General features: G+C 68.9%; 1 pseudogene. It reads left to right on the top strand.

What is annotated here, in order from left to right:
• Positions 1-299: pseudogene (locus A6302_RS20805) on the top strand (hypothetical protein); the annotation flags it as partial.
• Between the last annotated feature and the right edge of the window lie 67 nt (positions 300-366).

Here is a 366-nt window from a genome sequence, read left to right as displayed (position 1 = left end):
ACAAGTCGCTGACCGGCCGCATTCTCGAAAAGCAGGCAAAGGAGATGGGCACCGATGCGGCGGGCCTTGCAACCCAGCTTGCGGCCGCGCTGCCGCTGATGCTGACGCCGATCCAGAACCCGGCGTTCCAGGCGCAGCTGGCCTCTGCCGCCAGCGCCTTCCTGAAGGACCCGAAGTCGATCACGCTGACTGCGGCTCCGGCCAAGCCGATGACCTTCATGGAGCTGTTCGCGACCGCCCAGTCGGCGCCGCAGACCCTGCCCGACGCCCTCGGCGTGACGGTCACCGCCAACGAGTGAATGGTGACGCGGGACCTCGGCCCCGCGCGGCACCGGCCGTCAAACGAAAAGCCCCGGAGATCGGCCG

Source organism: Methylobrevis pamukkalensis (assembly GCF_001720135.1).
GTDB lineage: Bacteria > Pseudomonadota > Alphaproteobacteria > Rhizobiales > Pleomorphomonadaceae > Methylobrevis > Methylobrevis pamukkalensis.
The sequence above is the reverse complement of the archived record's forward strand: the minus strand, read 5'-3'. Positions and strand labels throughout refer to the sequence as shown.